Origin of the sequence: Herbidospora daliensis, assembly GCF_001570585.1 — a bacterium.
Classification (GTDB): domain Bacteria; phylum Actinomycetota; class Actinomycetes; order Streptosporangiales; family Streptosporangiaceae; genus Herbidospora; species Herbidospora daliensis.
This window is the reverse complement of sequence record NZ_BBXF01000001.1, coordinates 282,843-303,420: the sequence shown is the minus strand read 5'-3', so window position 1 is coordinate 303,420 and position 20,578 is coordinate 282,843. Positions and strand designations below refer to the sequence as shown.

23 protein-coding genes and 1 tRNA gene are annotated in these 20,578 nt (G+C 71.1%); 15 read left to right on the top strand and 9 right to left on the bottom strand.

The window, feature by feature from the left end:
• Positions 1-34 precede the first annotated feature (34 nt).
• Both AW274_RS01020 and AW274_RS01015 read left to right on the top strand, forming a co-directional pair.
• A complete protein-coding gene (locus AW274_RS01020; protein WP_062428394.1) occupies positions 35-682 on the top strand; it encodes a hypothetical protein in 648 nt (215 codons plus the stop codon).
• 602 nt (positions 683-1,284) lie between these two features.
• On the top strand, positions 1,285-2,661 hold the full coding sequence (locus tag AW274_RS01015; protein WP_157519700.1) for an ApeA N-terminal domain 1-containing protein: 1,377 nt from the start codon (positions 1,285-1,287) through the stop codon (positions 2,659-2,661).
• A gap of 397 nt (positions 2,662-3,058) precedes the next feature.
• Here AW274_RS01015 and AW274_RS01010 read toward each other — a convergent pair.
• A tRNA-Val gene (locus AW274_RS01010) sits at positions 3,059-3,130 on the bottom strand.
• Positions 3,131-3,586: 456 nt separating this feature from the next.
• Between AW274_RS01010 and AW274_RS01005 the strand changes: the two genes are divergently transcribed.
• The 3 genes from AW274_RS01005 (at position 3,587) to AW274_RS00995 (ending at position 5,840) form a co-directional block, all read left to right on the top strand.
• Positions 3,587-4,003, top strand: coding sequence for an SsgA family sporulation/cell division regulator (locus AW274_RS01005; protein ID WP_061295511.1), 417 nt, complete (start codon positions 3,587-3,589; stop codon positions 4,001-4,003).
• A 53-nt stretch (positions 4,004-4,056) separates the two neighbouring features.
• Positions 4,057-5,466, top strand: a complete 1,410-nt coding sequence (locus AW274_RS01000) for an LVIVD repeat-containing protein (protein WP_062428389.1) — start codon at positions 4,057-4,059, stop codon at positions 5,464-5,466.
• Between the two features lie 71 nt (positions 5,467-5,537).
• Positions 5,538-5,840, top strand: a complete 303-nt coding sequence (locus AW274_RS00995; RefSeq protein ID WP_062428387.1) for a hypothetical protein — start codon at positions 5,538-5,540, stop codon at positions 5,838-5,840.
• A gap of 12 nt (positions 5,841-5,852) precedes the next feature.
• On the opposite strand, the gene AW274_RS00990 is transcribed toward AW274_RS00995, so the two are convergent.
• Both AW274_RS00990 and sigJ read right to left on the bottom strand, forming a co-directional pair.
• Entirely contained in the window at positions 5,853-6,182 is a 330-nt protein-coding gene (locus AW274_RS00990; protein ID WP_062428385.1) for a hypothetical protein, read from the bottom strand.
• Positions 6,176-7,018 carry an RNA polymerase sigma factor SigJ gene (gene sigJ, locus AW274_RS00985; protein WP_232319926.1) on the bottom strand — a complete coding sequence of 281 codons (843 nt, stop codon included), beginning with the start codon at positions 7,016-7,018 and terminating at the stop codon, positions 6,176-6,178. The genes AW274_RS00990 and sigJ overlap by 7 nt, the downstream gene beginning before the upstream one ends.
• Positions 7,019-7,102: 84 nt before the next feature.
• Between sigJ and AW274_RS00980 the strand changes: the two genes are divergently transcribed.
• The gene (locus tag AW274_RS00980) at positions 7,103-7,588 is read left to right on the top strand and encodes a carboxymuconolactone decarboxylase family protein (protein WP_062430071.1); all 486 of its coding nucleotides are present in this window, start codon (positions 7,103-7,105) and stop codon (positions 7,586-7,588) included.
• Here the strand turns inward: AW274_RS00980 and AW274_RS00975 are convergent.
• Positions 7,575-7,871, bottom strand: a complete 297-nt coding sequence (locus AW274_RS00975) for a hypothetical protein (protein ID WP_062428381.1) — start codon at positions 7,869-7,871, stop codon at positions 7,575-7,577. The genes AW274_RS00980 and AW274_RS00975 overlap by 14 nt on opposite strands.
• 10 nt (positions 7,872-7,881) lie before the next feature.
• On the bottom strand, positions 7,882-9,960 hold the full coding sequence (locus AW274_RS00970) for a hypothetical protein (protein ID WP_083973760.1): 2,079 nt from the start codon (positions 9,958-9,960) through the stop codon (positions 7,882-7,884).
• 145 nt (positions 9,961-10,105) lie between these two features.
• Here AW274_RS00970 and AW274_RS00965 point away from each other — a divergent pair, with 145 nt between their 5' ends.
• From AW274_RS00965 to AW274_RS00950, 4 genes are all read left to right on the top strand, one after another.
• The gene (locus AW274_RS00965; RefSeq protein ID WP_062428377.1) at positions 10,106-10,978 is read left to right on the top strand and encodes a DNA-3-methyladenine glycosylase family protein; all 873 of its coding nucleotides are present in this window, start codon (positions 10,106-10,108) and stop codon (positions 10,976-10,978) included.
• A 34-nt stretch (positions 10,979-11,012) separates the two neighbouring features.
• Positions 11,013-11,351 (top strand): DUF5713 family protein, encoded by a 339-nt coding sequence (locus AW274_RS00960; protein WP_062430070.1) that lies wholly within the window; start codon positions 11,013-11,015, stop codon positions 11,349-11,351.
• A 130-nt stretch (positions 11,352-11,481) separates the two neighbouring features.
• Positions 11,482-12,180, top strand: coding sequence for a methyltransferase domain-containing protein (locus AW274_RS00955; protein ID WP_062428375.1), 699 nt, complete (start codon positions 11,482-11,484; stop codon positions 12,178-12,180).
• Positions 12,180-12,380, top strand: a complete 201-nt coding sequence (locus tag AW274_RS00950; RefSeq protein WP_157519699.1) for a hypothetical protein — start codon at positions 12,180-12,182, stop codon at positions 12,378-12,380. The genes AW274_RS00955 and AW274_RS00950 overlap by 1 nt, the downstream gene beginning before the upstream one ends.
• On the opposite strand, the gene AW274_RS00945 is transcribed toward AW274_RS00950, so the two are convergent.
• Complete coding sequence (locus tag AW274_RS00945; protein ID WP_062428371.1) at positions 12,375-12,794, bottom strand: protein-tyrosine phosphatase family protein; 420 nt, start codon at positions 12,792-12,794, stop codon at positions 12,375-12,377. The two genes, AW274_RS00950 and AW274_RS00945, sit on opposite strands and share 6 nt — an antisense overlap.
• 19 nt (positions 12,795-12,813) lie before the next feature.
• On the opposite strand from AW274_RS00945, the gene AW274_RS00940 reads away from it, so the two are divergent.
• Genes AW274_RS00940 through AW274_RS00930 form a run of 3 tightly spaced genes read left to right on the top strand, consistent with a single transcriptional unit; the run spans position 12,814 to position 14,551 of the window.
• Entirely contained in the window at positions 12,814-13,803 is a 990-nt protein-coding gene (locus tag AW274_RS00940) for a hypothetical protein (protein WP_157519698.1), read from the top strand.
• Between the two features lie 11 nt (positions 13,804-13,814).
• Positions 13,815-14,018 carry a helix-hairpin-helix domain-containing protein gene (locus tag AW274_RS00935; RefSeq protein WP_062428367.1) on the top strand — a complete coding sequence of 68 codons (204 nt, stop codon included), beginning with the start codon at positions 13,815-13,817 and terminating at the stop codon, positions 14,016-14,018.
• Positions 14,015-14,551, top strand: a complete 537-nt coding sequence (locus AW274_RS00930) for an NUDIX hydrolase family protein (RefSeq protein ID WP_198168969.1) — start codon at positions 14,015-14,017, stop codon at positions 14,549-14,551. Before AW274_RS00935 ends, AW274_RS00930 begins: the two co-directional genes overlap by 4 nt.
• 16 nt (positions 14,552-14,567) lie before the next feature.
• Here AW274_RS00930 and AW274_RS00925 read toward each other — a convergent pair whose 3' ends face one another.
• From AW274_RS00925 to AW274_RS00915, 3 genes are all read right to left on the bottom strand, one after another.
• The gene (locus AW274_RS00925) at positions 14,568-16,454 is read right to left on the bottom strand and encodes a hypothetical protein (protein ID WP_062428363.1); all 1,887 of its coding nucleotides are present in this window, start codon (positions 16,452-16,454) and stop codon (positions 14,568-14,570) included.
• Positions 16,455-16,548: 94 nt separating this feature from the next.
• Complete coding sequence (locus AW274_RS00920; RefSeq protein WP_062428361.1) at positions 16,549-16,866, bottom strand: nuclear transport factor 2 family protein; 318 nt, start codon at positions 16,864-16,866, stop codon at positions 16,549-16,551.
• Positions 16,867-16,940: 74 nt separating this feature from the next.
• Positions 16,941-18,395: an MFS transporter gene (locus AW274_RS00915; RefSeq protein ID WP_062428359.1), complete on the bottom strand. Its 1,455-nt coding sequence runs from the start codon at positions 18,393-18,395 to the stop codon at positions 16,941-16,943.
• 223 nt (positions 18,396-18,618) lie between these two features.
• Here AW274_RS00915 and AW274_RS00910 point away from each other — a divergent pair, with 223 nt between their 5' ends.
• Together AW274_RS00910 and AW274_RS00905 are read left to right on the top strand one after the other, a co-directional pair.
• Positions 18,619-19,431, top strand: a complete 813-nt coding sequence (locus AW274_RS00910) for a hypothetical protein (protein WP_157519697.1) — start codon at positions 18,619-18,621, stop codon at positions 19,429-19,431.
• A complete protein-coding gene (locus AW274_RS00905; RefSeq protein WP_157519696.1) occupies positions 19,406-20,518 on the top strand; it encodes a hypothetical protein in 1,113 nt (370 codons plus the stop codon). The genes AW274_RS00910 and AW274_RS00905 overlap by 26 nt, the downstream gene beginning before the upstream one ends.
• Positions 20,519-20,578 lie beyond the last annotated feature (60 nt).

The following is a 20,578-nucleotide window of genomic DNA, read 5'->3' as shown; positions in this document are numbered from 1 at the left end:
GCGCCGGCCCGCCCGTCCCAACAGGAGCCCCCTAGTGACCTTCCGAACCGCCCTGGCCGTAGCCCTGCTGGCCGTCACGACGCTGACCGCCGCCCCGGCCGCAGCGCACCCCTTCGGCCCGCCGTCGACGGCCCGGATCAGCGTCGACGGCTCACAGGTGGCCATATCGTGGCTGGCGGCCGAAGACGACTGGGTCGCCCTGGGCCAGTCACTCGGCGCGTTCGAGAACCCCGCCACGGGCCCGGTCTCCACCGAGCTGACGGGCGAGCAGAAGCTGCAGAGGTCCGCGGCGGTCCACGACTACCTGCTGGGCCGCATCACCGTGGCCCAGCGCGGAACGCGGTGCCCCGGCCGACTGGAGTCACTGGAGCAACTGGTAGCCCAAGGCGCCCGTCTGACCTTCGACTGCCCAACTCCAGCCGTCGACCTAGACGTAACGGTGAGCGCCCTAACGGACCTGGACGAGAACTACCGCACCATGCTCACGGCGGAGACCCCCGCCACCCCGACCCAGACGCTCTACACGGCGAAGCAGCAGACCACCCGGCTGCGCTTCACGGGTTCGGGCGGCGGCGTGACCACAGCGGTGATCACCGTCGCAGCAGGCACCGCCACGGCGGCTGTGGTCATAGGCGTGTTCGTGTTGCTGCGAGCCCGGCGCCGGAAGCCCAGTCAGACCTGACGATTGGGCATACAGGCGACCGCTTGATCGTCGGTCCAAGTCCGTTATGGCGTACTTACCGGGCTCGCCATAGCTTGAGGGACTGCCTCATAGGGATGACTCATGAATCCCGCCGGGGGTGGACGTCCTTCGCCGGGCGAACTCCGGCGATCAGATTCCTCAGTACGGCGACAACCGCTCGGGTGAAAAGGGTGTTCCAGAGTCCCGGAGCGGAGCGACGCAAGGGGTCGCGAGGCGGTCAGCTCCAGCAAGCGGCGACAGGCCTCTTGTGCTGGGATCAAGAACATCGTTCTTCGGGTAAACGATGAAGGACGACCAGGGAGCGACAAGGGCGCTGACCATGAATGTATTCGGGGCGGGCGGTACTGAGATCGAACGCGCGAGCTCTTCGATGTGAAAGACTCCGATAAGTCAGAGGATGTCGATCAGAATCGGTCGGTTGTCTCCCACCTTGCAAGCTCTCCGTAGATGGCGTGAGAAGTGCGAGAAAGCCGTAGGCCGGAGGATGTCGATTCGGACCTGCGACGGCTTCTGCCTGAAGCGGGGAATCAGTCCACGATCGGCGCATACTTCATGACGACGGACACGGAAGGAAGCGGCCTTTGAACGACCCCTCGCGCACTTTCGAAGTCGAAGGCCAGTGGTGGTTGCCGGGACGTGATGATCGAAAGATCGCTGGCATTCTCCGCTTCGATTCGGATTCCGGTGCTGAATTGCGACTGATCGGAACCTTTCGGTCGATCTTCGAGGAAGGGGAGCGAACGCAGCAACCGGGCGGCACGGTAACCGTCGCCGTCTCTATGGAGTCGATCGAGCGGGACGGGACCTATCCGCGTATCCACGGACTGGCGGAGGGGAAGCCGTACACCCTAGAGGATTGTTTCCGTGGCCGCACTACCCGGCATCTGATCGGCGGAACAGGGACAGAGACCGTACACGTCAACCAGATACTTCGCGGTGCCTACTTCGAGAAGGACGAAGAGCTGGCTGCGAACGGCATGTCAGTGGACCTGCGGTACCTCACCCACTGGGCTTGTAGCAGCGCCCTTAAGGAGACGTGGGCGTTCCGGACTGACGAGCGCGAGGATCTGCCGCTGGACGCTCCGGACATCACGCTCGAGGCTCGCACCCGCGACGACGCGGTAGTCGTCCTGCCCGAGGGTGACACGCTGCGGCTTGCGCACTCGGTCACTGTCGAGGGAGACCGAGTAACCACTCGAGGGCTTACTCAGAATTTCTCATTCCGTTTCGATGCGTCATCGCTCTGCCCTTTGCCCGAACTCGTGGAACGGGCGAGTGACCTGCAGGATCTAGTGTCTATCGCAACAGGCAGGACGGCTGAGTTCGACGGCATGCGATTCTGGCATCCCGATTTGATCTGGGAGAGGGAGGGGCGTCAGCACCGGCAGTCGATCGAGTTCTTCGTCTCCTGGAATGCGAAAGACAAGAGTAAGAACCCCGGCGAGCTTCCGCTCCACGACATGTTCTTCAGCTACGCCGAGTTCGGTGGCATCGACGGTATAGGTCGGTGGCTGGAGAGCGCTGCGCGCCACAGAGGCGCTCTAGGCAGGGTCATGGCCAGCCGCTATGCGAAGAGTATGTTTGTGTCCGACCGCTTACTCAATCGCGCGGCGGCTCTGGAAGCCTTCGACCGCACGACGTTTGGGCATTCGCAGAGTAAGTTCAAGACCAGGTTGGGACGTTGTGCCGACCTGGCGGGGGAGCTTTTCGTCGAGCTTGTCGGTGATGTCGAAACCTGGGCAGAGGTGGTCAGGAACGACCGCGACGACATTGCCCATCACCTCGGCACACGGGTGAAGCAGACACCTTCGGCGCAACTCTTCCTGGCAGATTCGCTGTACTGGCTGTTCGTTCTGTGCATGCTGCGGGACGTCAAGTCCCCACAGGCGGTCTTCGACCGGATCGAGCATCACCCCGAACTCACCTGGCTCGGACCGAAGATCCGAGCCGCCCTCTAAGCACCGTCGAGTGGGCAGCGGCCTCCGTACGCCGTCCTGGCTATGGCGACGAAGGCCAGCACGCAACACGGCCGCCAAATCGCGTCGACTCCCGTGGCCGGCGCCCCATGTATGACTCCGGCGGGTAAATCGAATCGATCAGAGATCTTCGAGCGAAGCGAGAGCCGCCCGAGCGAAGCGAGGCCTGTCCAGGGAGCGCGAGGGGCGGAGCCCTTCGCCGGGAGCGACAGCGACCCGGAGCGACAGCGACGAGGGGCCGCGAAGCGGCCGGGGGGAGCGCGAGGGGGCGCCAGCCCCTTCGCATCGGGGGGTTCGGGGGGTCGTCCCCCCGTGTAAACGACGAAGGAGACCCGGGGAAAGCGGCGAAGCCGCTGACCACAGGTCTCCCTCTCCAGAGTGGGCGATACTGGGATCGAACCAGTGACCTCTTCGGTGTGAACGAAGCGCTCTCCCGCTGAGCTAATCGCCCGGGATGATCGTTCCCCTGCGGGGCCCGACAGCAAGAACCATACCGCACTCCGCGCCCTCCACGCGAAGCGAAGGCCGAGTCGGGGGCCGTGGAACCCCTGGAGTCCCCGCCGTGTCTCGGGTCTGTCCCCGCATCGTCATCGAAAGGTTCTCCAGGAACGGGCGGCGTGGCGGTCTGTTGGCATAGCATCGTGATGCTCCACACTCGACCAATAAGCACCACCTGAAGCCCATCCACGTCTCGGAGGACACGCAAAACCATCGCAAACACCGGGTTGGTTATGGTGTTTGTGCAGGTAGATGCCAAAATGTCTGGCTGTGCTGTGCGTTACAGAACGGCCTGACGGCGGAATCTTCCCTGCAAGGTTTCTTCGTTCCGCGTCATAGCTCGGGACGTGGTCCGTCTGAGCAGTGAAAGCCCCTCAGGGGTCCCGACGACGAAAAGGTTTGGCTGACGATGAACAGCACCACCGTCTCTGCCGAGCTGGGCCTTCGGCTTGTCGTCCCAGACCGCACGACCGTCCCGCTGCTGGCGGGGTTGAGCTACACGGCCGAAGATCCTTACGCCATCCGCATGGCCTTCCACGTGGGCAACGACGAGCCGGTCGAATGGATCTTCGCGCGCGAGTTGCTGACCGTGGGCATCGTCCGGCGGGTGGGTGACGGTGACGTCCAGGTGTGGCCGGCGCGGTCCGACGGGGAGCGCACGCTCCACATCAGCCTGACCTCTCCCTTCGGGCAGGCGCTGTTCGAGGTGCCGTTGGCGCCGCTGACCGAGTTCCTCCACCGGACCTACGAGCTGGTGCCGGCCGGGCGCGAGGTCGACTTCATGGATCTCGACGAAGAGCTGACCAACATGCTCTGGAGCTCCTGAAACCGTTACGCATTCCCCGCGTAACCGGGCCATCCGTGCCATAGCGTTCCCCTATGAGGCGGATCTTCGGCGTCCTGGTGGTGGCCCTCTTAGCGACCGGGTGCAGTCCTGGCGGTGACGCACCTCCTCCTGAGGTCTCTCCACAGGCGGCCACCTCCTCCGCCTCGGCCTCGGCCTCCGCGGCGACGGGGCTGGCGGTCGACGCGATCGACCACAGCGACAATGTCAGGGTCGTCGCGAACGTCCCCCTAGAGGCGCCTTTCGACGGCGACGAGGCGTGGGGGACCGATCTCGCCTTTCAGGGCGATTACGCGTTTGTCGGAAACTATGCCGGGTTCACGATCGTCGACATCTCCGACCCGGAGAAACCCCAAGTCGTTTCCCGTACGGTCTGCGAGGGCGGCCAGAACGACATCTCGGTCACCGGGGATCTGCTCTTCCTTTCCGTCGACTATCCGCGCGATGGCGAATCGTGCGCCTCGAAAGAGGGCGAAGAGGGCGCGGCCGGGTCGTGGGAGGGCGTGCGCATCTTCGACGTCTCCGACAAGAAGCAGCCGAAGTACGTGACCTCCGTCCGTACCGAGTGCGGATCGCACACCCACGCGGTGCTGCCGGGTGAGCGGACCGTGTACGTCTACGTCGCCTCCTCCGGGCCGGTGCCCGACTCCGAGACCTGTCCGCCGCCGCACGCCGCCATGGACATCATCGAGGTGCCCGTGGACGCCCCCGAGACCGCCCGGGTGGCCGCCCGGCCGCCGGTGTTCGGGGAGCGGCCCCTCGCGGAGGAGTCGGAGTACGAGAACCCGCGCGGCTGCCACGACGTGACCGTCTATCCGGAGCGGAAGCTCGCCGCGGGGGCCTGTTTCGGCGACGGCGTGCTGATGGACGTCTCCAATCCTCTGCTGCCGCGGGTCCTCCAGGTCGTACAGGACCCGAATTTCGCCGTGTGGCATTCGGCCACCTTCAACAACGACGGCACGAAACTGGTGTTCAGCGACGAACTCGGCGGCGGGGTCTCGGCGACCTGCGACAAGGCGACCGGGAAGCAGGAGGGCGCGAACGCCATTTACGACCTGACGCCCGGGAACGAACTCGAGCGCCGCGGCTATTTCAAGATTCCGCGGTTGCAGACCGAAGACGAGAACTGCGTCGCCCACAACGGCTCGCTGATTCCCGTCAAGGGCAAGGACATCATGGTCCAGGGCTGGTATCAGGGCGGCGTCTCGGTGTGGGATTTCACCGATTCGGAGAACGCGCGGGAGATCGGCTATTTCGAGCGGGGGCCGCTGCGGCCGGAGCTCAGTCTGGGCGGGTCGTGGTCGGCCTATTACTACAACGGGTTCATCTATTCGAGCGACATCACCAAGGGGCTCGACATCCTCGAGATCAACGACCCGTTGACCGATCCGGCCAAGACCGTCAAGATGACCGAACTGAACGCGCAGAGCCAGCGGAGTTACTGATGAGCGGCCGTTTCACCGGCGCCGACTTCTAGGTCCACGCCAGAGAGACTGGCGGGGCCGGAAGGCCGCGCATGTCCCGCACCATCCACCACGTCCCGGCGAAACACCGCCGGACGGTGTCGACCCACTGGATCTTCGCACTGCGCTCCCACCCGTCGCGGTCGAGGATCACCCGCACGGTCGTCATCCGCCTGTACGCCCGCGTCCACGGCGACCCGTCGATCGCCCGCTGGGCCGCCGAGTCGCACCAGAGGCGCCGGGCGGCCGACCGGGTGACGGCCCGGACGGCCCTGCACCTCCTGCGGGCCGACCCGGCGGCGGAGATCGAGTTCGCCGACCCCCGCCACCGGCGCGCCGCCTGCTGGCTGGCCTGATCCCGCGCGTGCTCAGGCCCGTGTCAGCTGCACCAGGCTCAGGCCGAACATGAGCACCCCGAGCGGGATGTGGGCCACCGTCAGGCCCGCGATCCCCAGGGCCACCTGAGCGAGCGTGAGGGCGAGGAAGAGGGCGGCGTACAGGATGGGTTCGGGGGAGGCGCCGCCCGGTCGCCACTGGAGAACGGTGACGATCACGTGCAGGACCGCGATCCCGAACGTCGTGTACGCCGCCGCGCTGTGCAGGGCCTGGCCGTTCGGCGTGGTCAGGAGCAGGCCGGCGGTGAGCGGGGCGAGGAGGAGCACCAGGGTTCGCGCGGCGATGAGGGTCCGGGTCACCATGGCCGGAGCTTCTCCGGGTTGCGGACCGCCCAGATGCGGGTGATGCGGGCGTCGGCCACGTCGAAGGCCAGCACCGTCATCGTCACGTCGTTCTGGCGCATGACCAGGCCGGGCTGGCCGTTCACGGTGCGCTCCAGCAGGGTCAGGCCGGGCAGCCTGCCGGCCAGGTCGGCGGCGTAGCGCAGGACCTGCTCGACGCCCTCGATCGGGCGCAGGGCCGCGTTGACCTGGCCGCCGCCGTCGGCGGTGACCGTCACGTCCGGGTCGAGCAGGGTGACGAGCGCCTCGATGTCCTGGCGCTCCCACGCCCGTTTGAAGGCCCTGACCACGCCGGCGCGTTCGGTCGCCGGGGCCGACGGCACGGCGGCGACGCGGCGGCGGGCCGAGGAGGCCAGCTGGCGGCAGGCGGCCGGGGTGCGGCCGACGATCTCCGCCACTTCGGCGAAGGAGTGGCAGAACACGTCGTGCAGGATGAACGCGACGCGTTCGGCCGGGGTCATCGATTCGAGCACGACGAGGAACGCCATGCTGACCGATTCGTCCAGGGTGACCCGGTCGGCGGGGTCGTCGGTCTGGTCGGGCACCGGTTCCGGGATCCACTCGCCGACGTAGCGTTCGCGGCGGACCCGCGCCGAGCCCAGCAGGTCGAGGCAGATGCGGCTGGCCACGGTCGTCAGCCACGCGCCCGGTGACGCGATGGCCCGCTGCCGGTCGGGCGGCAGCGCGTACCAGCGCGCGTAGGTCTCCTGTACGACGTCCTCGGCGTCCGCCAGGGAGCCGAGGAGCCGGTAGGACAGGTTGAGCAGATGTCGTCGTTCGTTCAGTTCGACTGTCACGTTCGCCCCCTTCACCCCACTCGACGAGACAGCGGCCGGAAATGTGAGGCCTCACATTCCGCGTCGCCGCGTCGTCGGGTGAGCATGACCGAACTTCAGTCCCGCCTGCCCGATCCGATGCGGTATTTCCCCGGTATGGGGGCGATCGCCGCCGGCATGTCCAAGGCGGTCCACAACGGCACGATCCCCGACAGTACCGTCCATCTGATGCATCTCCGGGCCGGGCAGCTGGCCGGGAGCACCTACCACGTCGTCCGGCAGACCGGGCAGCTCCGCGAGGCCGGGGAGCCGGAGGATCGCATCGCCGCCGTGGTGTCCTGGCGCGACGCGCCCTGCTTCACCGAGGCCGAGCGGGTGGCGCTGGAGCTCGTGGAGGCCGTGCTGGCGCCCCATCCGTGCGTGCCCGACGAGCTGTTCGCGCGGGCCGCCGCGCACTACGAGACCCATGCTCTCTGGACGCTCACCGTCGCGATCGGGCAGATCTGCTTCTTCGTCCCGGTGGCGCTGATCGCGCGGCCGATCCCCGGCCGGCCCGTCGGGCAGAACTACAGCCGGGTCAGCCCACGGTGAAGCTGACGTCGCCGTCGGAGAAGTACATGAAGTCGCCGTCGCCGCCGACGGACGCGTCCGACCAGTCCGAGTGAACCGACCAGGGGCCGTCGTCGCCCCCGTGCCCGGAGTCGCCGCCGAAGGCGGCGGTCTGGTCGGGGTCGGCGGCGAGGATCACGGCGGCGCCCAGCCCGGCGGCGACGCCGACGGCGGCGGGCGTCCAGAACCGGGTCTCGCCCGGCTCTCCCGTGTACGCGGCGGAGAACCGGCGGGCCCGGTCGAACTGGCTGGAGAACAGGCTCATCGCGGGGTCCTCAGAAGTCGGCGAAGCGGGGGGTGGACAGGGCGTCGCGGGCGGCGCGCAGGTGGTCGGCGATCTCGCCCCGCCTGAGCCGGATGCCGGGGCCCGACGGGTAACGGCGCAGCACGTCGAGGGTGGCCAGGCGGCGGGCCACCCCCGGCAGGGCGGCCGTCTCGGCCAGCCGGCCGGCGGCCGCCCAGCGCAGCGGGAAGACGTTCTCGGTGACGACGTACGAGAGCACCGGCAACGAGCCGGAGACCAGGGAGTTCCACCGGTCGAGCACGGCGCTCCAGCCGCGTTCCGACTGCGCGGTGACCTGGCTCTTGCGCTGGTCGCCCTGGTTGCGCGCCGAATACGCCTGCGACAGGCCCGACACCGCGAACACCGGGTTGACCAGGGCCGCCGCGCCCAGCGACATCGCCGCGCCCGCGTAGCTGACCTTCGGCAGGGCGTCGGGGTCGAGGTCGATCAGCCGGGACACCTGGGCGGCGAGCTGGCCCGTCTCGGCCGCGGCGCGCTGCGTGGGGGCGAGCGCGGCGCGCAGGGCGGCCTCGCCCTGCTTGAGCCATTCGGGTTCGTCGGTGTCCAAGAGCAGGGCGTCGCGGTGCCGGATGAAGGCGGGCAGGACGAACGCCACCTGGTCGAGGTGGCGCTGCAGCTCGACCAGCCCGATCTGGAGGACCGCGGCCAGCCGGGAGCGGCTCTCGGCGGAGTCGGGCAACGTGACGGGGGTCGCGAGGTCGGCGGTGTCGCCCAGCAGGGCGGCGTGCAGCTCGTAGAAGGGGCCGAAGATCGTGTAGAGGAGGTAGTCCTCCTCCAGTCCGGCGGCGGCGCGCAGCAGGTCGGGGATCTGGCCGGCGGCGGCGTCCAGGTGGCTCCAGGTGCGGATCTCGGTGTGCAGCGCCTGGATCAGTTCGGCCTGGGCGACGACGGTGAGGTCGGAGCGTTCGGTCGTCAGGCGCAGCGTCGGGCGCGGCGCGGCGGGGTCGCCTTCGACGCTGCGGATCGACGGGTAGGCGATGTGCAGGCCGACCTCGGGGCCGCGCACCCGCAGGCCGTCGGCGGCGAACGCGACGGCCACCGGGCGGCCGTCGGACAACTCGACCGGGAAGACGCCCGACGCCAGGGTGCGTTCGGCGGCGGCGTGGAGCTTGCCGTGCCGGTGCAGGCGGCGGCCGAACTCCCGCGAGCCGCACGTCACCGCCACCGGGCCGTGGACGGGGCTGAACACCACGAAACGTTCGGCGGAACCGGCGACGCGCAGATGGGGGTCGGCGAGGTCGAAGGCGGCCAGCACCTGGCGGCCGTCGGGCGACTGGAACTCCAGGGCGTCGTCGCTCAGCACGCAGTCGGCCTTGACCTGGGCCTGGCCGCTCGTCAGGCCCCGGATCGTCACCGGGGCCGACGTGCCGACCGTGCCGGGACCGGTGTGCGCGGCGGCCTGCACGACCTTCAGGAACGCGTCCCGGACCAGCGGGGTGGCGAGATGCAGGGTCGCGCCGCTGAGGAACCGCCCGCCGAAGAGCGCGCCGCCGCGCACCTCGACGGCGCTCGGCCCGCGCGGAGCCACCGCGATGCGGTTGACGGGCCACTCCAGCGGCACCTCGCCCCGGTCCCGGAGCTGGAGGCGTCCGCCCGCGACGACGGTGTAGGCGGCGAACTCGGCGGCCTCGCCGGGGTCGTCCTCGTAGTGCGGGGTGATCGAGATCGCGCACGGGCTGATGAAGTCGGCGGCGGCCGCGTCCGGCACCAGACGGCCGTGCAGGCCCGTCAGCGCGGCCAGGGCGGGCGGGTCGAGCGGGCCCGAGGTGAGCGAGAGCGTCTGGCCGCGCAGCCGGAGGTCGGCGACCAGGCGGGTGCTGGCGTCGACGAGCCTGATGGACGCGTCGGGGTCGGTCGCCGGGTCGAGGACCGAGACGACCGCGTTGCCGAGGCCGCCGGTGTCGTGGACGTAGACCGCCGGCCAGTCGGTCACCAGGACCGAACGGGTGCCGGTCCAGGAGAAGCCGGTGGACTGCTGCTCCCTGGACATCGGGTGCACGCTGCTGTCGAAGACGACACGGCCCCGAACCGCTCCCCACGCGACCGCCATTTCCGCTCCTCCGGTACGCCGTTCTCGGGTCGGGGGCATTGTCTCGCCGGGGGAGGGGGCGGGATACGTACAAATGCATAAAGCGCGGTCCGAATGGGCGGCATGCGTCTCCTGAGGGTTCCGGCGGGCCCCTACGATTTCGCGCATGACCTCCCACGGATTCACGCTCACCGCCCAGGGGCCCTTCGACTTCGCCGACGCGTTGCGGTTCGTCGGGCAGTGGCCGGCGACGAGCACGCTTCCGTCCGGAGACGGCGTGTTGCGGTTCGCCTACTGCGCCGAGCACGACTGGCTCCCGATCGGGGTGTCGGTCGGCGGTGTCCCCGGCGGCGTCGCGGTGGAGACCACCCGGCCCGCCGGGCCGGCGATCAGGCACGAGATCGCCAGGATCTTCTCGCTCGACGTCGACGGGCGGGGGTTCGAGGAGGTGGGGCGGGGCGATCCCGTCCTGGAGGAGCTTCGGCTGCGCAGCCCCGGGCTCCGGCCGCTGGGGTTCTGGACGCCGTGGGAGTCGGCCTGCTGGGCGATCATCGTGCAGCGGTCGTCGATGCACATCGCGGCGAAGATCAAGCAGCGCATCGCGGAGAAGTTCGGGGCGCGGGTCGTCGTCGACGACGTGGAGTATCCGGTCTTCCCGCCGCCGGTGAGCCTCGCGGAGGCCGACGGGATGGGGCTGCCGGCGCAGAAGGAGGAGTGGATCCGCGGGCTGGCGCGGGCGGCCCTCGACGGCGTGCTGACGGCGGAGTACCTGCGGAGCGTCCCGCCCGAGGAGGCGCTGGCGGAACTGCGGGCGCTCGCGGGCGTCGGGCCGTTCTCGGCGGGGCTGATCCTGATCCGTGGCGCGGGCGCGCCCGACGCGTTCCCCGGCGACGAGCCCCGGCTGTTCGGGATCCTGAGGGAGGCGTACGGCCTGCCGGAGGACGCCACGCCGCGCGACTACGCGAAGCTCGCCGACGGATGGCGGCCGTTCCGGTCGTGGGCGTCGTTCCTCTTCCGGGCGTCGACGTATCAGGAGTAGCCGGATTGTCGGTGGCGTGCGCCAGTATCCCGGCATGCCCGTGAATCTGAAGATCGCCGCGCATCCGTTCCTCGCCGGCATGTACCGCGACCCCTACTTCCCCGACGAGCTCGTCGACAAGGGGAAGGCCGTGCTGCTGCGGTTGTGCGACCGCATCGAGGCCGAGCAGCCCGGCGACCTGGCCGCCCTCTACGCGCTCACCCACGCGGCGACCGACGAGTTCAACGCCCTCGACGAGGAGTTCCACGAAGCCGACAGCGAGATCGAGACGGCCGCCCGGGAGCTGATCGCGGAGGACTTCTGGTTCATCGCCTCCGCCTACGGTTTCGACGACGCCGACATCGAGGAACTCATCGCCACCCGCGACTGGTGACGGCCATGGGTTGAGGGAGGAATGCCTGCCTGGAGCGGTCCTTGTCGGTTGGTGCTCCCGTTGTCAGGCTCGGGTCGTCAGCCGGATACAGCCACGGGGGCGCCACATGGCGGTGTTTCACGGTCAGGACATGCGCGACTATCTGGCCCGGGTCTCCCGGCACGCCATGGTCAAAAAGATCCGGGACCAGGGGCTCGACCTGCTCGAAGTCAGTCGTGACGAGCGGGTGCTCGACGCCGGGTGCGGCCCCGGTGACATGGCCGCCCGGTTCGCCGCCCTCGGCGCGCACGTCACCGCCCTCGACTCCGACCCCGCGATGGTCGAGGCGGCGGGGGAGATCCCCGGCGTGACGGCGCAGCGGGGAGACCTGGCCACGTTCGACAGCCCCGCCGCCTTCGACGTCGTCTGGGCCGAGCGGGTGCTCCAGCACGTCCCCGATCCCGACCGGGTCGTCGGCAACCTCGTGCGGGCGACGGCCCCCGGCGGGCGGATCTGCCTGGTCGACGTCGACTGGAGCGGCTTGGTCGTCGACGGGGTCGACGACGAGCTCGCCGACCGGGTGCTCGGGGTCTTCCGCACGCTGGTGCCGAACCCGTCGATGGGGCGCACGCTCCGTCGCCGGCTGGTCCGGCAGGGGTTCCGAACCGTCGAGGTCACGGCGTTCCTCGGGGTGTCGACCGAGCTGGCTGACGCGGCGGCGGTCATCCCGGTGCTCGACGAGCGGCTTATCCCGGCGCCCGGCGCGTGGTTCTCCGCCCTGCGGGACGCCGACGAGCGGGGCGAGTTCCTGATGGCGCTGCCCGTCTACCTCGTGCTGGGGGCGGCGTGATGAGCGTCGAGGTCCATCCGCCCGACGGTGCGTTCGGCGGGCGGGCCTGGCAGCGGGAGCTGGTCGCCTTCCGCGGCGGGGTGCTCCGGTCGCCGGGGCCCGACCACGACGTCGACCTGGGGTATCCCGTCCGGCTGCTGACGGTGCGGCCCGATCGGCTGCTGCACGGGCGGGCGGAACCCGAGGTCGTCTTCCTATAGGCCGGCGGCGAAGCGGCCGACCCAGCGGCGTTGCCACGGGGTCTCCACCGCCTTCCTGTCGTGAGTGGCCCTGACCCACGTCACCGCCTCGTCCGGGGCCAGGCCCGTCAGGGTCGCCAGGCAGGCCAGCACCGTGCCGGTGCGGCCCACCCCGCCCTGGCACGCCACCTCGACGTCGGCGCCGCCGGTAGCCCGGTCGTACAGGTCGCGGATCGCCGCCGCCGCGCGGGGCGGGTCGGCGGGCAGCCAGAAGTCGGGCCAGCGCACCCATTCGGAGGGCCAGGGGACCTGCGGGGGACGGCCCAGGACGTACAGGCCGAAATCGGGGGACGGGCCCGGGGGCAGCGGGTGGCGGAGGCCGCGGCCGCGGACCGGGGTGCCGTCTGGCAGGAGAAGCGCACCGTGCAGGGTCATGGGGAAATATTGTGGACGGATGCGGGCAATCATCGCGGTCTTATTAGCGGCCACCGCCTCACCCTGGCAGGTCGCCCATGTCGTCCACTCCCCGGGCGACGACGTGTTCGCCGACGTCGCGGTCACCTCCGACGGCACCGTCTGGGGCGCCGGGCACCGATACCTGAACGGGCGCCGCCAGGGGTTCGTGCAGTCGGTCAAGGGCAAGTCGAAGAAGACGCTGCCCGGTCGGCTGCCCGAGTTGTCGGCGGTCGCCGCCACCACGAGCCGGGTCTGGGCCTTCGGCGGGAACCGGGCCTACGCCTGGAACGGGCGCGCCTGGTCGTCGTGGCCGCTTGGCACGTTCCGGGCCGACGACGCCGAGACCGTCTCCGCCCGCGACATCTGGGCCGTCGGCGGGAAGACCTCGCGGCACTGGACGGGCTCGTCGTGGAGACGCCACGCCGTCCCGGGCACCGCCCAGGCCGTCGACGCCGGAGCCGGGCAGGTCTGGGCCGCCGGGAGCGGCGTCTTCCGCTGGTCGGGCACGGCCTGGCGCAAGGTGACGCTGCCCGCGATCCCGCTGCCGGCCCAGGACGCCACCGCCACCTTCATCGACGTCGCCGTCGTCGGCGCGCGCAACGTGTGGGCCGTCGGCGGGGTCTCGTGGGAGGGGGCCGACGAGGAGGGCGACGACGTGACCTTCTCCCGGCCGCTGGCGATGCACTGGAACGGCACCCGGTGGCGGATGACGCTCGGGACGGCCCAGGGGCAGCCGTACACGGAGGTGGAACCCGACGGCAAGGGCGGGGTCTGGATCGCGCAGGGCGGCTGGAACCCGGTCTTCTGGCAGGTCAAGGGCGCCAGTTGGGAGAGCACGCCGCTGCCCCGGCCCAAGGGGTATGACGCGTCGCTGGCCGCCGTGGCGCGCCGGCCGGGCACCTCGCAGGTGTGGGGTGCCGGGTTCACCTCGCCAGAAGGCGACCCCGATGACCCCGGAGCCAATGCGACGCTCTGGCGCGTCTCCTAGCATCAGCACCCATGACCGAACTTCCGACGATCAGCCGCCCGGCGGACGGGGCGCTGGCCGAGGCCGGCTGCCGCACGCTGGAGGACGTCACCCGGTACACGGCGAAGGAACTGCTGGCGCTGCACGGGATGGGGCCCAAGGGCATCCGCATCCTCACCGAGGCGCTGACCGCCGCCGGGTTGTCGTTCCGCGATCCCGATAAGATCGAGCGATGACCGAAATGACCGAAACCGCGGCGGGCTGGTTGTCACCCGAGGAGCTCTCGCTCATGCGCGAGCGCCTGCCGATCCTCTACGTCGACGCCGTGCCGGTCCGCGCCGACGAGAACGGCGTGGTCACCCACGTCGGCCTGCTGCTGCGCATCGGCGCCGACGGCACCGTCAGCCGAGCGCTGGTCTCCGGCCGGGTCCTCTACGGCGAGCGGGTCCGCGACGCGCTGCTGCGGCACCTGGAGAAGGACCTCGGCCCGGTCGCGCTGCCCCGGGTGCCGCTGTCGCCCCAGCCGTTCACGATCGCCGAATACTTCCCCACGCCGGGGGTGACGCCCTACCACGACCCCCGGCAGCACGCGGTGTCGCTGGCCTACATCGTCCCGGTCGCCGGCGACTGCGCCCCCCGCCAGGACGCCCTCGACCTGGAGTGGTTCACCCCCGAGGAGGCGGCCTCGCCGATGGTCCAGCAGGAGATGACCGGCGGTCAGGGCACCCTGCTGAAGCAGGCCCTGGCCTACGTCGGCCGGATCGTCTGACCCGCCGGTCACGCGGTCAGCGCGGCTGGTAGCTGCACCGCGCGCCCGTCTTGACGGACGCGCGCAGCTCGGCCGCGACCGTCTGGTCGAGTTCCTCTATGCGGGTCAGGGCCCGGCGGATCGCCTTGCCGACCGCCACCCTGGCCCGTTCGCCGTCGCCGGTGAACACCCGCGACCGGCCCCCCAGCCCGGTCGCGGCGGCCAGTTCGCCGGCCAGCCACGCGTGCTCGGCCCGCAACGCGGTCGCGCCCGCCGCGTCGGTCAGCGCCTCCCGCTCCTCGATCGCCTCCTGGAGGCGGATGAGCCGGGTCTCGTACGCCCGCCGCGCCGTCGCGTCGAGCACCGGCTGGTCGGGCGGCTGGTCGGGCACGCCGGCCAGGTCGGCGGCGGGCACCTCGCGGCCCGGGTTGGCGATCAGGACCGCCAGGTGGCCCATGCCGACGCTGTGCTCCACCACGACCGACCGGCCGCCGAGGTCGAGGCGCCAGTGGCGGCCGTGACGGCGGGCCGAGGCCGTCGCCGGGCCCCCGGCACGGCGGGTGACCGGGGGCGGCAGCTCCATGCCCAGGTCGGCGGCCTCCTTGGTGGCCAGTTCCAGCTCCCGCAGCGCCACGTCGTCGTCGGGGCCGTGGCGCTGGGCCAGGGCGTGGCCGAGCCGCCAGCGCGACAACACGGCGGCGGGCCAGTGGCCGAGGGCCAGGTTGTCCCGGACGGCCGACTGGAAGTGGCCGATCGCGCGGTCGAGGCGGCCGACGGTCAGGCTGGCCACCCCGAGCGGGTGGTGGGCCGAACCGAGGCAGGTGACGCCAAGGCTGGCGATCACCGGGGTGCCCTCGTGGTCGCTCAGCAGTTCGTAGACCTCGGCCGAGGCGGTCTCGTCGCCGAGCAGGTGGGCGGTCTCGGCGACGCCGTACATGGTGAAGAGCCAGGAGCTCGACCGGGGGAGGGCCGCGAGGTCGCGTCCCCGGATGCGGGCCAGCATGCCGGCCGCCAGGCGGTCCTCCCCGGCGGTGGCGGCGGCGATGGCCAGGCCCGCGAAGTAGCTGTTGTCGACCGCGCTCAGCACGGGGGAGTCGGCCTGGTCGTGCATCAGGCCGGTCAGCTCGGCGATGCGGCCCTGGAACCAGCGGATGGTGCCGAGCTGGCCGCCGTACCAGCCCGCGGCGTCGCGGTCGCCGGCGGCGGTGCCGCGTTCGGCGCTGGCGGTGGCGAGGTTCTCCGCATGGGCGAACCGGCCCTGGCGGATGGCCAGCATCACCCGGATCGCGCTGGCGATGAACCCGGCCGCCAGGTGGGGGCTCCGGTCGAGCAGGGCCTCCAGTTCCCGCAGGCCGCGCTCGGCGTGCGGGTCGCCGAGCAAGAACATGTCGACGGTACGCCACATCACCCCCATCACCGTGTCGCCGGGACGGCCCGTGCGACCGGCGTGCCCGATCAGCTCCTTGGCCAGCGCCAGGCGCGTCTGGGCGTGGTCGGGGCCGAGCAGGCAGTGGTGGGCGAGGCTGAGCGCCTCGACCAGGGCGACCGGCTCGCCGGCGGTCCGGGCCTCGGCGACCTCCCGCATGATCGCGTGGTGGGTGCCGTGGCGGTAGTCGTCCTCGCCGGCCAGCCGGATGCGGAGCCGCCGGGCCAGGTCGGAACCCGGGTCGGCGGCGGCCATGGCCTGCCACTGGCGGGTGCGCACCGTCGACTCGGCCTCGGCCGTGCGGTGCTCGTGCACCCAGACGCCGCCCAGCCCCAGGGCCGACCGCGCCATCCCCTCGTGGTCGCCGTCGCCCTCGGCCCGGCGCCAGGCCAGCTCGAACCACTGGCGGGCCGCACGCAGATCCCCCTCCGCGTGCAGTGCGTGTTCCCCGGCCGCCAGCGCCGTGCCCGGTCCCTGGCGGTCCCCCTCGTGGGCCATCCGCGCTCCTTCTCGTACGTTTTCTCTCGTACGCGAACAAGTGATAGACCCTCCGCTTGCACCAGCCTTTCTTGGTACTTGACGGATCTGTCCGTCAAGTGATGTCAAGCCGGTCGATAAGGGTGTCGTGCGTGCGGAAGGTCAGGGTGCCCGGCCCGTTGTAGCCGTCGCCGGACACGGTGACCGCGACCGTGGTCGATTCGCCCGTGGTGCGCGCCCCCGTGACCACGATCTTGGTGCGGGCGCCGATGTTCTCCCGCTCGTTCCATTCGGCGATGCGGTCGCGCCCCTCGAAGGTGCGGCCGAAGTCGTTGACGACGGCGTCCTCGGCGAAGGCCCCCAGCAGGGCGTCGGCGTCGCCCCGGTTGGTGGCGTCGATCATCTGCTGGATGGCGGGCAGAAGCGGATCCATCGCGGTCCTCGCAGTGTGGTCAGGTGATGTGTCCTTGTGGGCCACATCCCCCGCTGACGAGGACGATATGCCGGTTATGAGGAGCGGTGAACGTGGCCGGCCGCCATACCCGCCGCTTCTTTTGTAGGGGTGGCATACGCCACACTTCGCCGCCGGCCCGGCACGAACGCCATGATCAGCGCTGCCAGCATGGCGGCCACCGCTCCCAGGATGAACGTCAGCTTGAATCCGTCAAGGGTCGGCACGACGGTCCCGGCGAACGGCTGGGTCATGTGCGCCAGGGCCACGCCGACGACCGCGCTGGCGGTGGAGGTGCCCACCGAGCGCATCAGCGCGTTGAGGCCGTTGGCGGCGGCGGTCTCGGTGTGCGGGACGTTCGCCATGATCAGGGCCGGGATGGCGGCGAAGGCCAGGGCCATGCCGGTGGAGGTGATCACGCTGACCACGATGAGCTGCCAGGGGGCGCTCAGCAGCCACAACGCGGCGAGGTCGCCGACGGCGAACACCAGGGCGCCGGTCATCAGCGAGACCTTGGCGCCCTTCCAGGCCGACAGCTTGGCCGACAGGGGCGACACGAAGATCATGACCAGTCCGCCGGGGGCCATGCACAGGCCCGCCACGAGCATCGACTGGCCGAGCCCGTGGCCGGTGGCGGCGGGCAGCTGGAGGAGTTGCGGGATGGCGAGCGCCTGGGCGTACATGGCGAAGCCGATGGCGATCGAGGCGAGGTTGGTGAGCAGGACCGGACGCCGCGCGGAGGTGCGCAGGTCGACCAGCGGCCCGGGGCGGCGCAGCTCGTAGAAGCCCCACACGGCCAGGATCACCAGGGCCGCGCCGAACAGGCCCAGCGTCAGCGGGCCGCCCCAGCCCCAGTCGCCGCCCTTGGTGATGGCCAGCAGGAGGCAGAGCAGCCCGGCGGTCAGCCCGATCGCGCCCGGGACGTCGATCCGGCCGCCGCTGCGGTCGCTCGACTCCGGCACCAGCGTCCACACCAGGACCATGGCGATCAGGCCCAGCGCGGCCGAGCCCCAGAAGAGCAGGTGCCAGCTGGCGTTCTGGGCGATGGCGGCGGCGGCCGGCAGGCCGAGGGCGCCGCCGACGCCGAGGGAGGAGCTCATCAGGCCCATCGCGGCGCCGAGCCGCTCGGGGGGCAGTTCGTCGCGCATGAGGCTGATGCCCAGCGGGATCACCCCGGCCGCGCAGCCCTGGAGGGCCCGGCCGACGATCATCGGCACGAGCGAGGAGCTGAGCGCCCCCACCACCGATCCGGCGACCAGCAGCCCGAGGCAGATGAGCAGCAGCCGCCGCTTGCCGAACATGTCGCCCAGCCGCCCGGTGAGCGGGGTCGCGACGGCGCCCGCGAGCAGGGTGGCGGTCAGCACCCAGGTGACCGAGGCGGCGTCGGTGTGGAGGTAACGCGGCAGTTCGGGCACGATCGGGATGACGATGGTCTGCATCACCGAGACCACGATGCCCGCCGACGCCAGTGCCGAGATGATCGCGCCGCCGTGGCGAGCTGGGGGAGTCACGTGGTGCCTTTCCGTGCAAGGTCGGATTGCATCCTATTCATGTCACTTTTGCACGGTTCGGCCTGGGTCCCTCCGTGTTGGCCGATCGGCCGTCTTTCTGCACGGAACACCTGGTGAACATCCTCACCAATGTCACCAAAAGGAATCAGGTCGTGAAAAGTACTTAAGTCAGCTGTAGTCTTCTGTCGACAATTCGAATACGTCCATACGGGTGGGAGGGGTCGTGGCCGACGTACTCACGGAATCTCGCCGGAGCGTGGCCGCCCGGTGGCGGGAACGCCTGTTACAGGGGAGCCGCCACGGGCAGCGCCACTGGGCGACCAGGACGGTCTACTACGCGGCGTGCCGCGAGGTGGCCGAGGCCGGTGGCCGGGTCGGCAGGGAGGTGCTGGACGTGTCGGGGGGCTCGACCAGCACGTTGTACACGGTCGTGGGGCCGAGGGCGCGGCATTCGCTCGCGGCCGCCTACGGCGGGGAGTTGCCCGACTGCTTCGGGCGGGTCGACGCGCTGACCGAACTGGCGCGCGAGACCGTGGTCTACACGTTCTGGTCCTATCGCGATAGCTGGCTACAGATGCTGGAATCAGGACCGGGCGGCCGCATGGCCGCCGCCGAGGGCCTGGTGCTGGCGGTGGCCGACTTCGCCGCCGACCATCCGGGCCTGCTGCGGGCCACCGGGCTGGAGCCGCCGGTCTGCGCGGTCGAGGACCTGATGGCCGTCTTCGGCCGCCGGGCCGTCGCGCGCGACGTCTTCTGCCTCCTGCAGAACGTGATCATCGACGCGACGCGCGGGCTGCACGTGCCGGCGGAGGTCGTGCTCGACGGGGTCCGGCCCGCGCTGGAGTCGCGCGTCGTGGAACGCGCCAACGAGCCGCTGCCCGCGCTCGCCGACGCCGTCGTCGGGTTGTTGTCGGCCCGGCTCGACCCGCCGCAGCGGCGGGCCGCCGCCGATCTCCTCGAAGCCGCGGCCGAGGCGCTGCGCACGGCCATCAGGACGGAGGGACGGGAACGTGACAACGGCCCCCGTGCGGCCTGACGGCCCGCCCCAGCCGGCCGACCGCTCCTGGATCGCCCGCCTGCGCGCCATCGTGCGCGCGGGCGGGCCGTCCGCCGCGGCCGAACTGGGTGATCTGCTCGCCGGCGCCCGCGCCCACCTGGGCGCCTCCCATTCGATCGTGCTCCGCATCGCGGCGGCGGCCGAACGGGAACTGAGCCGTACCCGCCAGGTCGACGAGACGGTGGCCGCCTGGGCGGCCGTGCACGCCGAGGCGGGCGTCTCCCTCGGCCCCGACGACCCGGTCACCATGGAGATCGCCAGCGGACACCTGCGCTGGCTGGCCCGCCGGGCCCGCCCCGACGACCTGCGGCGGGCGCTGACCGCCCAGCGCGCCGAACTCGCCCGCCGCCGCGAGATCCTCGGCCACCACGACCACTGGACCGGCGTGGCCCGCGCCGACCTGGCCGTCACCCTGCTGACCCTGCCGATGATCGAACCGGACGACCGCCGCCCGCTCGCCGAGGCCGCGGGCCTGGCGGCCGAGGAGGTCGGCCGGCGGGCGGCCGTCCTGGGCGACGACCACCTGCTCACCTGGGAGGCCCGCGCCCTCGAAGCCTCCGCCCGGCTGGCGGCGGTGCGCGCCCCGACGGGGCACGAGAACGGTCCCGGGCCGGCGGCGGGGGCCGGCCCGGGAGCGAAGACGCCCGAGAACGGGCCCGGACCGGGGGCGCGGGCCGGGCGCGCCGGCCTGGGGAGCGTGGCCGACGCCGCGGAGCGCGCGCTGGCCGTGGCCGAGGCGTGCAGGTCGCTCGGCGGCCCGCTCGACGCCGGGCGGCAGATCCGGGCGGCGCTGCTGACGGCCGAGGCGCACCAGGCGGCCGACCGGCCGGGCGACGCCGAACGGGCGGCACGGCTGGCCGCCGGGTTGTTCTCGGTGCGGCCCCGGCCCTGGTGGGGCGGGGCCGACCCCGGGCGGCCGTGGGTGGTGATCGCCCGGACAGGGGCCCGGGCGGACGCCGCCGGCCACGCCGCCCGCGCACTCGCGGACCGGTCCAGGTGGTACCCGGCCGACAGCGCCTGGCGCGTCGAAGTGACCAGACTTCTCCACACTCTTGATGGGCGGTGATGACAGGAGAGCGCATTCCCGCAGTTCGGGGGCTTTCCGAGGCCATCGGCGGGTGAATTA

What these genes read in the sequence shown, in the direction of transcription:
- AW274_RS01005 (WP_061295511.1), top strand. Translation starts at nt 3,587, where the DNA reads ATGAACAGCACCACCGTCTCTGCCGAGCTGGGCCTTCGGCTTGTCGTC.
- AW274_RS01000 (WP_062428389.1), top strand. Translation starts at nt 4,057, where the DNA reads ATGAGGCGGATCTTCGGCGTCCTGGTGGTGGCCCTCTTAGCGACCGGG.
- AW274_RS00995 (WP_062428387.1), top strand. Translation starts at nt 5,538, where the DNA reads ATGTCCCGCACCATCCACCACGTCCCGGCGAAACACCGCCGGACGGTG.
- AW274_RS00990 (WP_062428385.1), bottom strand. Translation starts at nt 6,182, where the DNA reads ATGGTGACCCGGACCCTCATCGCCGCGCGAACCCTGGTGCTCCTCCTC.
- AW274_RS00980 (WP_062430071.1), top strand. Translation starts at nt 7,103, where the DNA reads ATGACCGAACTTCAGTCCCGCCTGCCCGATCCGATGCGGTATTTCCCC.
- AW274_RS00975 (WP_062428381.1), bottom strand. Translation starts at nt 7,871, where the DNA reads ATGAGCCTGTTCTCCAGCCAGTTCGACCGGGCCCGCCGGTTCTCCGCC.
- AW274_RS00970 (WP_083973760.1), bottom strand. Translation starts at nt 9,960, where the DNA reads ATGGCGGTCGCGTGGGGAGCGGTTCGGGGCCGTGTCGTCTTCGACAGC.
- AW274_RS00965 (WP_062428377.1), top strand. Translation starts at nt 10,106, where the DNA reads ATGACCTCCCACGGATTCACGCTCACCGCCCAGGGGCCCTTCGACTTC.
- AW274_RS00960 (WP_062430070.1), top strand. Translation starts at nt 11,013, where the DNA reads ATGCCCGTGAATCTGAAGATCGCCGCGCATCCGTTCCTCGCCGGCATG.
- AW274_RS00955 (WP_062428375.1), top strand. Translation starts at nt 11,482, where the DNA reads ATGCGCGACTATCTGGCCCGGGTCTCCCGGCACGCCATGGTCAAAAAG.
- AW274_RS00950 (WP_157519699.1), top strand. Translation starts at nt 12,180, where the DNA reads ATGAGCGTCGAGGTCCATCCGCCCGACGGTGCGTTCGGCGGGCGGGCC.
- AW274_RS00945 (WP_062428371.1), bottom strand. Translation starts at nt 12,794, where the DNA reads ATGACCCTGCACGGTGCGCTTCTCCTGCCAGACGGCACCCCGGTCCGC.
- AW274_RS00940 (WP_157519698.1), top strand. Translation starts at nt 12,814, where the DNA reads ATGCGGGCAATCATCGCGGTCTTATTAGCGGCCACCGCCTCACCCTGG.
- AW274_RS00935 (WP_062428367.1), top strand. Translation starts at nt 13,815, where the DNA reads ATGACCGAACTTCCGACGATCAGCCGCCCGGCGGACGGGGCGCTGGCC.
- AW274_RS00930 (WP_198168969.1), top strand. Translation starts at nt 14,015, where the DNA reads ATGACCGAAATGACCGAAACCGCGGCGGGCTGGTTGTCACCCGAGGAG.
- AW274_RS00925 (WP_062428363.1), bottom strand. Translation starts at nt 16,454, where the DNA reads ATGGCCCACGAGGGGGACCGCCAGGGACCGGGCACGGCGCTGGCGGCC.
- AW274_RS00920 (WP_062428361.1), bottom strand. Translation starts at nt 16,866, where the DNA reads ATGGATCCGCTTCTGCCCGCCATCCAGCAGATGATCGACGCCACCAAC.